This window comes from Legionella sp. (genome assembly GCF_047605385.1).
Lineage (GTDB): Bacteria > Pseudomonadota > Gammaproteobacteria > Legionellales > Legionellaceae > Legionella.
This window is the reverse complement of the sequence record NZ_JASGFU010000069.1, coordinates 1-11,789: the sequence shown is the minus strand read 5'-3', so window position 1 is coordinate 11,789 and position 11,789 is coordinate 1. Positions and strand designations below refer to the sequence as shown.

Genomic DNA, 11,789 nt, shown 5'->3' with positions numbered 1-11,789 from the left:
ATCATAACCACATCATTTTGCAAGCTTTATTTTTAATAATGAAGTCGCTTCGCGATACTATTTAATCCCCCTCACCCTTGATCCCTCTCCCCCACGCTGCGCGCGGGGGAGAGGGGAAGCCGGTGAGCTCAATTAAATACCTGGGGAGTAACCTATTATTCATTATGAATTTCGTATAGAGCTACTTCATTATTCCAATAATGCGCACGTCCTACATAATTCATTCGTACTTTTTCTAATACTCGTCGTGATCGTTCATTATCAGGATTAATAACAGCAACAAGTTTTTTAACCGTTAAATGTACAAATCCCCAATGAATAAGCGCTCTAGCCAACTCTGTACCATAACCTTTATTCCATGCGTTTTTCGTTAAGGCATAACCTACTTCGATGTCAGGTTGGCTGTCGTCATAAGCAAGGTAAATTAAACCAGCTCGCCCAACAAATACTTTACTTTCTCTTTCAAATACACAGCCAAGACTAAAATGATGCTTCTGGTAGTGTGCTATAGCTTTCTCTAAGCCATTCATTACTTCAGTTTCAGTACGTACACCCTGGCCAATATATTTCATCACATCAACATCAGATTGTAAGGCATATAAGTTATTAAAATCGGATAATTTTGGTGTATTAATAATTAAGTTTTTAGTTTCTAAAAAAAGACTCATGCCTATGATCCTCAATCACTTCATGAAGCGTGCGCAATGCTCTTTTTGCTTCAAAATTCATGTCGGTTTGTTGGTTAACAAGATACATCATATAAGGCTTCTCAACAATTTCATCCCCTAATTGAATTCTTCGTCAAATAACCTCAGTTAGCTCTGAAGCTACCGCTTTATGTGCATTTGCAAGTTCAGCTAGTGTTGTATTGAGAAACTCATTAATGATTACTATGGAATTTTGGATATCAGTTATGGGAGTCTTATTAAATAAATAATTCCAGCTCTTCTGATTCAATAAATTTATTTTTGTGGCGCCTAGATTTTTGGCCTCTTCAGCAATCTCAAGAAAAACAGGTAACATGCTCTCTAAAAGCTCCGTTGCTGCTTTTATCGTTGTCATGGGTGTTCGCAGATCATGAATAATATCACTCACTAATATCATAATGGTTTTACGTATTTTTTCTTCGGCAGTTGCTTTAGCATGAGATGCACGTGCATCAGCTTCTGCAACGAATGTTTTTATTCGAAGAAGTTCTTTTTGTAATCTCTTAAACTCCGTTATATCAGTAGAAACACCAATTATGCCAATCACCTTATTGTTTTTATCACGAAGAGGATCTTTACACGTTAAAAAAGTATGAAGTTTTCCATCAGTTAAAGTTGCATACTCCTCTAATTGACATCCAACACCTGACTCCATTATTCGGCGGTCATTTTCCATAATTTCATCTGCTTGCTCTTTCCAAACAAAATCATGTTCTGTTTTTCCAATAACTTCTTTGGGATCTAAAAATCCAGCTTGCTTCGCATGAGATAAATTACTACCTAAAATGATACAATTTAAATCCTTCCAGTAAATATTGGCAGGAATAACTCGTAATATATTATTTAGATAATTTTCAGTCCTACTTTGGCTCATCTCCAACATATGTATTCTTTTTTTTAAAGAAATAATTGTTTTAAGATGTCTTTTTTTTCTACAAAATAGATTGAGAAAAATATTCAGTTTCTTTTTATAATTGGCATTCAAAAAATATTATCCTTCAAATACTGACTTAATAAATGACCTATATCTTTAACATGAGGATATTGAAGAATAGAATCATGGTTGCCTGATACAGAATAAACATAAACATCTTGACTGGTATGAGCTTTGAGGTAATTTGTCGAATCATTCATAGCAGAAAACTCGTCTAATTGCTGATTGGCTTTAAAAAGTATGATTTTTTTATTAATTATCGGCGGTTTATAAGCAAATCCCAAGTTTTGTAAACGACGATAATGTAATTCCATCCAAGGTTTCGGATCAATATGTGCTTTTACCAGCTCATTTTCTACTCGTTTATATTGTTTCATAATGCTTCGTCGAAGCGCTTCTTTAGCTTTTGCATTCAAAAAATTAGAGATTACCCAGGTATCAAATGCAATAACTAAACGAATAGTTTCACCTAATTTTTGGTGTTCCAACTGAGACGCCATTTCCAAGGATAACATACCACCAAATGAATAACCAGCAAGTATAAATTTTGTTGCCTTAAGATTTTTTAGCAACAGTTGATTATAGTAAGCTGCCATGGTTGATATATCTTCAAACACTATTTGGTTCGCATCGATGCTTGGATCTTGAATAATATAGCAAGGTTGATCATCAGGTAATAATTTAATCAAATCAAGATAACAAAATCCAGTGCCACCTATTGGATGAATGAAGACGATGGGTGTTTTCTGTGGTTCTCCCACTTTAACGATTTTAAGAGTGTTATCATTAAATTTTGTATAATCAATGCCTGATAAACGAATTTCATTATTTAATAAAGCAGTAATTTTTTCACTTAACGATTTAACATTGGCGTATTCATAGATATCAGCAAAATTTATTTTGATGTTAAATTGCTGATTTATTTTATCAATGAGATGGAGCGCTGATATAGAATTGCCCCCGAGATCAAAAAATTCGGTATTAATACCGATGTCTGTTGGTGAAATATTTAATAGTTCTGAATAAATACAAATTAATTTTTCATGAATTATATTGGTTGGTGGAGCGTACTCTGTGTAACTAATAGCAGAAAATTCTTTTTTTAAAAGTGCTTTTTTATCTACTTTTCCTTGAGCTGTTAATGGAACTTCGTCAATCTGGTAATAAAATTTTGGCAGCATATACTGAGGTAAAATTGTTTTAAGGTAATGATATAAATTAAGGTCATGCAGGTCGTTTCCAGGTTTCAATAAGACATAGGCGACTAATTGTCGATGATAGTGTTCGTTTTTCACCAGCACGATTGCTTGAATGACAAGATGATGTGCTTCTAATTGCACCTCAATTTCATCTAATTCAACAAGATAGCCGTTAATTTTAATTTGATTGTCTTTTCGTCCAAGGTACTTTAAATTACCGTCAGCTTTCCAAGCAACAATATCCCCTGTATCATAGAGTCTTTCATTTAAATGATAAATATACTTTTCTTGATTTAGTTTTTCTTGATTAATATACCCTCTTGCTAGTCCTGCACCTCCTACATACAACTTTCCTGGAGCACCTATAGGCTTTGGATTTAAAGCATGATCCAACACGTAAACTTGGGTTCCCGTAATAGGTTTTCCAATAGGAATTGGATTAAATAAATTGCCATGATTTTTAATGGTATAAGTTGTTGAAAACGTTGTATTTTCAGTTGGTCCATAACCATTTATAAAACAAGCAGGTTTATTTTTTTGATTTAATATTCGCTTAACAGCTTCATAAGCAACAGGTGCTCCCCCAACGATCACATAATTTAGATTTTGAAACAAATAAGGCGCTATATAAGCGTAAGCATGAAATAATTGTGTGGTTAAAAATAAAATAGAGATTTTTTTATCTTTTATCGCAGCATTCAAAGAGGTCACATCAAGTAAGATATTTTTATCAATAAGAACTAATGTTGCACCATTAAGTAATGCGCCCCAGATTTCAAAGGTTGCAGCATCAAATAGAAAGTTTGATGTTTGAGCAATACAATCTGATGAATTTATTTCTATATAATTAGAAGATTTGACCAATCTTAAAATTCCGCTTTGTTCTATTGCAATACCTTTAGGATTACCTGTGGATCCTGATGTGTACATTATATAGGCTAATTGATTTGAATTTGTGGTATCGGATAGAGGAGCATTCGATTCCGATTGAATATTATTGTCTGTTACTAAAATTGATTTAATTTCAGGATAATGCTCATTAATCATGTGAAGGCCTGTTTCACTATCGGTAATAATGAATAAGATCCTTGCATCGTTTATTATATTATTCATGCGGTAAATAGGTAGGTCCATTTCTAATGGAACATAGCATCCACCTGCTTTAAGTATACTTAACATAGCAACAATTCGTGTGGCATTTTTTTCCACAAAAATTCCTACAGGTATTTCACGATTAATGCCTTCTTTTCTGAGTTTTCGCGCTAATTGATTGCTTATTTTATCTAATTCACCATAAGTTAAATGCGATTCATTATGTATTACTGCCAGAGCATTTTCCTGTGCAATAACTTGTTCAGAAAAATAATGTAATAAACTGACATCGCTTGAGTAGCTCACTTTGGGTTGATTCCATTTATAAAATAATAAAGTGTATTGATTGACAGATATCAGCGGTATAGAACGGGCTGGTCCATTTTGGACTTCGCTTATATGTTTAAGAAGAGTCTTGAATGAATCAATCATGTATCGGATACTTTTCTTATCAAAAAGAATCGTATTGTATTCAAATATGCCATGTAACTCTGATTTATATTCCTGCATAAAACAAACAAGATTTCCAAACCGACACTCATCACAAACATCATAAATTAATTCCGCTTTATCATCTGCAAAAACTCTTTTGCACACTTTATCATTAATAATTAGATTATTTATTGGATAACTTTGAAAAATAAAACCTGCTTGATTAAACGCATGTATTTTGGAGTTAACACCTTCTCCTGTTAACTGTATTATTTCATTAAATGGTAAATCCTGATTATTGAGTATACGATCGATTATCTTTTTGTTTTTTTTAATTAAATCACTGAATGGCTCTTGATTATCAATACTCATTCTGATCAACACTAAGCTAGTAAATAAACCTATAATATTTGCTGTATGAGGATGATGTCGACCAGATACAGCGGTAATAAAATTTATATCATTTTGATTAGTATAGTGGGATAAAAAAAGTCCAAAAGCGGAAATGAGAATGTCATACAATGTGACGTGATTTATAACGGATATTTGTTTAAGTTTGTGAGTGGTTTGAGAGTTTATTTTAAATGAAATCCGATAGTTGAGCGGTTTTTCATACTCTTCTTTTCTTATTTTATCATAGATCAGATCCAGTTTTGGTATATGTGCTAATTGCTTTTTCCAAAACGTTCGTTGTGTCTCAAGTAACTCTTTAGAAATATGACTCTGTTGCCATTGAATGAAATGGATATAAGAAGATGACTCGCTTATACCAGACAGTGGTATTTGTTTAGAATAAGCAGTGTAAATAGCACTTAATTCATCAATAAGAATATTCAATGACCATCCATCATGAATAATATGGTGAATACAGAACAGAAGTATTGTTTTTTTCTCTCCTCTCTTAATAACCGATACTCTAAACAAAGGCGCCTGGGAAAGATTAAATGGTTCTCGTCTAAATTGGGTTACATATTGCTTAATCTCTTCATCGTTATCGCTGAAAAAAGAGTTGATTTTAAAATGCATAGATGATAGCTCATTTAATTTTAGCAATGGTTCCTCATTGTGTTTCAAAAAAGAAAAACGTAATGAATCATGGCGCGTCATTAATTGAACAAATGTGTTTTCTAGAATATCTACGTCAATATCTCCTTCTACCTGATAAGCTGAAAACATATTATTTCTGCTTGTCCCTGGAAAAATTTGCTCCTCTTCCCACAAATGCTCCTGCGTAAAAGACAAACGACCATCATACATCCATGTCTTGACCATTTCAGATTTTGCCTGATTATTAGTTTTAATTTGATTCAATAGGTATTGGGTTAGTTTATGCAATGTAAAATCGGGCTTTAATAATTCAAAAGGAGCAATTTCGACAGAGAATTGCTGATAAATTGCGCCTGTTATTAATACACAGGTTAATGAGTCTATTCCAAGATCAACAAAGGGTATGTCTTTCTTCTTATTAGTCAGTAACTTATATTTTTTCAGCAGTTCTAATAAACTGATTTCAACAGTGATTAACTTATTGTGATTTATTGGATTATATTTTTTATTTACATGTTGATGTTGAGTGTAATTTTTAGCAATATCGAGCATATAATCATTAGAAGTATTTATTTTCTGGTTCGTTATCTTTTTATTTGTTTTAGACGAATAAATAATTTTAGGGTTTATTTTTTTGAGATCACTTAAAAGAAGCACAATATGATCGACCGTTTTAAGCTCCTTGTCAGCAGCCAAATGTTGAAGGAATGCTATTCCAGGAATGTTTCTATCTGTAATTTTAAATAATAGTTTAATTGCCTTTTTATTATATTTTTCTGCAATTTTGGCTAAATAATTAATAACTGTATATTCAACTTCTCGTCCTAAAATACGACAACTTAAAAACAAACTTCTTACAAGTAACTCATCATTCGTTATGTCATAAACCGCAACACCTACCAACCCATAGTCTCCATATCGATCAGATACCTCAATAACTAAACAACCAGGCAATTGTTGTTGAACAATTCGCTGGTTAAATTCACTATCTGAAAGTGCATTTGGAAATAAATTAAATTGATTCGTTCTTTGACTGAGCTGAATTATACGGTCTATATCTTTTGGATTTGCTTCGCGAATATTTGTTTTTATTTTCAAATTTTTTAAGAATTCTTTATAGCTGGTACTCTCTGATTTTAATGCATGTCGCAGTCTATTTTGTTGGTAAAATATCGTTCTTTTTTCATCTTCAGAACTCTTGCCTTTCAAATCAAAAGCCCAAATGTTTTTCAAATAATCAAGTTTGGATGTTAGTTCTTCTTTTTTAGACTTTAAAACAGGTAAATGAATCACGAATACCTCAGGAAATGCTGCTTTAACTTCAGCACATTCGATATTATTATCATCTATAAATATAAAACTATCTAAACCAAGATCCAGTTCTTCGGCCAGTGACTGAATATTAGCTGACTTAGGCTGCCAATTAATGCGATAACTACAAATATGTTTATCAAGATTTAACGCCATTTCTTTACGTTTTTTGAATACATTTAAAACAGATTTTTCGCTATTTTTACTACATAAACATAAAAGAAAACCGGCTTGAAATAAATCAATCATAAAATGCTGTAAAGAAAGGCATTCATCATTAATAACCAGTCCATTAATACCATCTTCTTCAATGACTCCACGCCACAGAGTTTCATCACAATCTAACACAATTACCTTGTAAGGTTTTCTTGTGTACAAAGCATATTTTCTTGCAATAAGCAGTGCCAATGAATCATAAAAATCTATAGTGTAAGGAATGTGTCCATATTTTTCTGTTAAATTATTAAATATAAGAAAAGTCTTACTCAATGCTTGCAGCTCTTTCGCAGAAACTAATGTCGTATTTACATTGGGTTCAATTGTTGATTTCAGTTTGTTTTCTAGAGTAGAATAGTATTTTTCCTCTTCAATCGTTGCGGTTTGTGTCGGCGTTAAGAGGATTAACAATGGAACGTGCATGGTTTTTTGCAAGCGATTAAGAGCCGCAATTAAATCATTTAAAATCTGATTTTTCTCTTTCTTCTGACTAAATAGATCGACGCTTCTTATCAAGAGTACATTAAGACCATTTTTGTTCTCATTAAATTCACTATTAGGCAAAAGGGCTTGTTGAAAAATCTGATTATAATGAAAACAAACTTGTTGATCGCAAAATTTTTGAAGAATTATATTTAAGTTAGAACTCAATACATCAGCAATATATGTTGAGGCAATATGAATCATATCAACGCCGCCTTATTATAAATGATGAAATGAATATCATTAGGTGTTTTAGTATAGTTCAAAAAATTGAAATTTTTTTTCAAAGGATCTCGCCAACAAGCTTTAGAACCTGTTCAAAGTGCTCTCTAACTTGCTCGAATTAATGTTTTTAAGCCAGGAGATATTGTTCAACGATTGATTGGGAGCGCCGTTATCGATTAATTCAGCTGCATTTTGCGGCAGAACTTGTATCCACATAACTCGCCTTCTTATTTGAAAATTAACTCAAAGTGGGTTATCATTTATGATAACAATGATAAGAAATATACTATGAATTGGAAAGTAGAATTTTATAATGAATCAGTTGAATAGGCTATATTAGATATGTCTCCAAAGATTCAAGCTCGGATGCTTAAATTATTGGAATTAATTGAAGAGCATGGAGCAAATTTAGGTTGGCCACATACAGAACCTATGAGCGGAGGTTGAAAATGAGTATTCAAAATCTAAAAAATAAGGCATTTAAAAATCCTGCAGTAAAAGCTGAGTATGATTTATTAGAATCAGAATTTGCTTTAATAGATACGTTGCTTTCTATGCGGAAAAAATCTGGATTGACTCAAGATGAAATTGCTAAAAGAATGGGAACTCAAAAGGGGAATATTTCAAGATTGGAAAGAGGTGGTAGTAATCCAAGCTGGAACACTATACAAAATTATGCTCATGCATGTGGCTTTGAAGTTTCTATGAAAATTAAAACAATGTCACCATGCCAGAAGCCGCGTGCTGCAAGGTAAAAGGTCAGTCCCTATTAGGGAACGGCCATCTTTGGCACAGGTTGAATATAACCGTTCAGCCAAGATTCACCATCCCCCGTGACCTCTTACGCTGCAAGTTAAGTAATCTCTAAAGCAGATAAAAGCAACTGTCTTGGAGCTATTTTTTAACCAAGACAGTTGCTTTACATTTATCTTGCCTACTGCGATTGTTTCCTTGTTTTAGCAAGAAATCCATTATGCAGAGAAATTAAGATTGAAAATCGTTCTGTTGAATACCACCCACAACCCATTCATTGCTATTGTCGAATTTGCGAAAGTGCCAAATTTCGTCGAGTTGGCTTAATGGATCATCATTTTCTTTAATAGAGCCGGTAAAATGAACACTGGCCATATAAGAGTTTGTTTGTCTTGAAACATCAAGTAATTCTGCATCCAGGCTAATGACTTCTGTTTTATTCGGTTCATTGCCACGCTCATCCAGCTGCATTTTAATTTCAGCGAATACTTCAGGAGCAGTAAATGCTCTGATGTCTTGAGTATTTTTCTCGTCATAAGCTACTTGTAAGCGATTAAATTTCACGCGTGCTTCCCGTAAAAAAGAAGCTGGAGAAAAATCAGGTGGATAGCCAGACATACTGCTGCTCGCACTGCTGCCAGGATTGGTGTTGAAAGCTTGAGTAAAATTGCTAAACGGATTATTGTTTTGACCAACGGTGTTGGTTTGCCCCATCTGCATTCCAGGTTGCATTCTTCTGCGGAAGAAATTAATCGCAAAGAAAATGATAGCGCCTATAATTAACCAAGACATAAGGCCACTAGCAATACCATGGCCCATAAATAAGCTGGTTAATAGACCACCAATTAACAAACCACCTAATAAACCGCCCCATTTGCTGGTATTCGTGGTACGTTGACCTAAAGGAGTTGGGTTTTGTGCTTTATTAGGAGAAAACATACTGCTTTGTGAACGTTGCACCCCAAAACTTCGCCCACCACCAAAACGTTTGGCAGCCGCTTCGTTAACGAGTAATCCAAAGCTTAATAGGGTAATAAGTACGCAGGTAATTAGAGTACGCATAGTATCTGACCTTTCATTAAATAGGAATTATAGAGTATATCGCAAAAGTAATGATTCTGCCTCGGTATGAATAAAATATAAACTATAATTTAAAAAAGTCTTTGTTACAGTAACAAAAGAAAAGGATTGCTTATGTTAATTGCAGCATTTATTTTTTTAGTCATTGCAATTGTTGGTCTAATTTATATTTATACAGGGTCTAATCCCACTTTGCTGCTTCTTGCGAAGTTAATTTTTTATTTTTTTCTCGTTTTATTTTTTGTACTGCTCATCACTGATCTTTTAAGTCAAGCACCACCTATACCTGATGTGGATAGTAAGCGCCCAATTTAATTTCATTATGGCTGTTTTCAGGCAGTTGATATAAACTTGCTCTTTTTGAAAAAATTGTAGTAAAGGAGTAATAACGTGGTTGATATCACAGAGATGAAGCCTGGAGATATTGTGGTGATTATGCACAATGATAAGCCTTATCATGTAGCAATTTATGCGCCTTCTCCTATGTTAATTGGAGATGTGATTCATATGGGCGTGGGATTTAAACGCTCAGGTGCGATTCGTGGCACTCTTGCGGGACTCTGTAATTTACACACTGAATTGAGCAACACTGGCAATCGTTGGAATTTCGGACAAAAAAATACCCTTAAAGTTCGCATTTTTCGTAGCCAAGACATAGATGGTGGCAAGATTGCCAGGCAAGCGCAAGTGTGGGCATCTCAAGGAGTGATTTATGATGAAAAACGTACGATGGAAACCGTGCAAAATAATGACAGGCATTATGAGCTGAGCGAAAAAGCACAAACAATTAATATATTCCAATACTTAAAGTACGCCACTCGGCGCAAAACGGCACCGATTAAAGCTCCTCTCTTCCCTAATCCAGTAGCAAGCTTTTCTGCGGGTTTTGGCTCATTTTTCATGGCACCTTCCTTAAATTTGCCAAATTCATTAACTAAATTAGGATTTAATTTAATTAAAAAGGGAACCCGTGATGAAAATCGTCCGCATGGATTTTCTTGTGCAGGCTTTGTTCTGGCATGTATTGGTGCAGTCGCCTTAGAAGATGAAATTGGTTGTGTAAATCCTGAAATTGGCTGGGCTTCATTAAAGTATGGCAAAGGACCTGGCGACACCAATGGTCCCTATGCTCAAGCTTGGCAGCAGGTACAGCAGGCTATGGATATTAGAGAAGCATCTCAACCTGGGTTGCATGAACTATTGACTCATGAGCAATTAGCAAATTTTGATTTGCAGCGCTTAAAAAAGAAGTTATCTTTTCTGGCAAATCTGCATCCACATCATCCAAGTATTCGTACTTTTCTTGAAGGGATTACTCAAGATAAGCAAAAGTGGCAGGATTTAGGAGAGCTGAATCAAATTGCTTTAGGTGGCCGAGCTTCACCTGGTAGTAAGCCTTTTAATGCCAAAGCATACCAAGCGGAAAAAAAGGTTTTTCTTGATGAAGTCCGCTTTAATCATCAAAAATTTGGCAGGCAATTTGCAAGTCAAGCATTTACCAAAGAGTATCCTCATTCGTTGTTTAAAAAGTTAATTGCGGTATTTACTGGTGAAAAAGTATCTGATATCCGTGATCCACGATATAAAGCGATACGTTTGTTGCAAGAGCATATCCAGCGGATTCATCACCGTAATTATGGCTCGCCTGTAGAACGAGAGCGTATTGTCTTGGCATTGAGTGCTTTAGTCACATTGATTCATACGGATAAAACGCGCGCACTCGCTGTGTTAATCGAAGAGTGGAAATATTCAAAAACTAATGGAATTGAAAATTGGAAAATATGCAGCTCACATCGCAGAATACCAAGTGATTATGGGATTTTTTCGCCAATCATTAAGCATTATAATGCGAAGAGGCTTACTACCTCAGCGCAATTGATTAATTCTTTGCTAGAAATTGAAAACGAGTCTGCAGAGCTCGAAATGGAAAACTTAGTTAATTAATTGATATATCTAGAAAATAACCTACCCATGGCAATCGCACTCAATTTTGAATTCTCTTTGTTTGAAGGGTATTAAAAAATTAAATAGCTCGCGCAAGTGCTCATTCACGTGAACGTTTGCTTGCCCGCTTGCGTTCCCGAAATAATGTTGCATACAATAACTACTTTTCAGTAGAATACCATCACCAACTTGTGCCCATGGATGACCTCATAAAATGCAGTATTTTGATCACGAAAAGCTTGATGTATATCAAAAAGCTATTGAATTTGTTGTTCTCATTGAGTCCATTGTAAAGCAGTTCCCTAAAGGGTGCGCTTATTTGATTGACCAACTACAACGAGCAGGTTCTTCAGTAGTACTTAATAT

At 34.3% G+C, this 11,789-nt stretch carries 8 protein-coding genes; 4 read left to right on the top strand and 4 right to left on the bottom strand.

Features of this window, described 5'->3' with window-relative positions:
- Nucleotides 1-155: 155 nt before the first annotated feature.
- The 3 genes from QM652_RS12220 to QM652_RS12210 form a co-directional block, all read right to left on the bottom strand.
- Nucleotides 156-668 carry a GNAT family N-acetyltransferase gene (locus QM652_RS12220; RefSeq protein WP_415076199.1) on the bottom strand — a complete coding sequence of 171 codons (513 nt, stop codon included), beginning with the start codon at nucleotides 666-668 and terminating at the stop codon, nucleotides 156-158.
- Between the two features lie 133 nt (nucleotides 669-801).
- A complete protein-coding gene (locus QM652_RS12215) occupies nucleotides 802-1,590 on the bottom strand; it encodes a PAS domain-containing protein (RefSeq protein ID WP_415076197.1) in 789 nt (262 codons plus the stop codon).
- Nucleotides 1,591-1,688: 98 nt separating this feature from the next.
- Complete coding sequence (locus QM652_RS12210; RefSeq protein ID WP_415076195.1) at nucleotides 1,689-7,625, bottom strand: amino acid adenylation domain-containing protein; 5,937 nt, start codon at nucleotides 7,623-7,625, stop codon at nucleotides 1,689-1,691.
- Between the two features lie 470 nt (nucleotides 7,626-8,095).
- On the opposite strand from QM652_RS12210, the gene QM652_RS12205 reads away from it, so the two are divergent.
- The gene (locus QM652_RS12205) at nucleotides 8,096-8,401 is read left to right on the top strand and encodes a helix-turn-helix domain-containing protein (protein WP_415076193.1); all 306 of its coding nucleotides are present in this window, start codon (nucleotides 8,096-8,098) and stop codon (nucleotides 8,399-8,401) included.
- 229 nt (nucleotides 8,402-8,630) lie between these two features.
- Here QM652_RS12205 and QM652_RS12200 read toward each other — a convergent pair whose 3' ends face one another.
- Nucleotides 8,631-9,461: a Tim44 domain-containing protein gene (locus QM652_RS12200; RefSeq protein WP_415076191.1), complete on the bottom strand. Its 831-nt coding sequence runs from the start codon at nucleotides 9,459-9,461 to the stop codon at nucleotides 8,631-8,633.
- A 132-nt stretch (nucleotides 9,462-9,593) separates the two neighbouring features.
- Here QM652_RS12200 and QM652_RS12195 point away from each other — a divergent pair, with 132 nt between their 5' ends.
- From QM652_RS12195 to QM652_RS12185, 3 genes are all read left to right on the top strand, one after another.
- The gene (locus tag QM652_RS12195) at nucleotides 9,594-9,794 is read left to right on the top strand and encodes a DUF1328 domain-containing protein (RefSeq protein WP_415076189.1); all 201 of its coding nucleotides are present in this window, start codon (nucleotides 9,594-9,596) and stop codon (nucleotides 9,792-9,794) included.
- A gap of 75 nt (nucleotides 9,795-9,869) precedes the next feature.
- Nucleotides 9,870-11,423 carry a hypothetical protein gene (locus tag QM652_RS12190; RefSeq protein WP_415076187.1) on the top strand — a complete coding sequence of 518 codons (1,554 nt, stop codon included), beginning with the start codon at nucleotides 9,870-9,872 and terminating at the stop codon, nucleotides 11,421-11,423.
- 214 nt (nucleotides 11,424-11,637) lie between these two features.
- A partial coding sequence (locus tag QM652_RS12185) for a four helix bundle protein (protein ID WP_415076201.1) occupies nucleotides 11,638-11,789 on the top strand: 152 nt, incomplete at its 3' end.

Bases quoted from the DNA above. Each gene is read 5' to 3' on its own strand.
- QM652_RS12220 (WP_415076199.1), bottom strand. From the start codon at position 668: ATGAGTCTTTTTTTAGAAACTAAAAACTTAATTATTAATACACCAAAA.
- QM652_RS12215 (WP_415076197.1), bottom strand. From the start codon at position 1,590: ATGTTGGAGATGAGCCAAAGTAGGACTGAAAATTATCTAAATAATATA.
- QM652_RS12210 (WP_415076195.1), bottom strand. From the start codon at position 7,625: ATGATTCATATTGCCTCAACATATATTGCTGATGTATTGAGTTCTAAC.
- QM652_RS12205 (WP_415076193.1), top strand. From the start codon at position 8,096: ATGAGTATTCAAAATCTAAAAAATAAGGCATTTAAAAATCCTGCAGTA.
- QM652_RS12200 (WP_415076191.1), bottom strand. From the start codon at position 9,461: ATGCGTACTCTAATTACCTGCGTACTTATTACCCTATTAAGCTTTGGA.
- QM652_RS12195 (WP_415076189.1), top strand. From the start codon at position 9,594: ATGTTAATTGCAGCATTTATTTTTTTAGTCATTGCAATTGTTGGTCTA.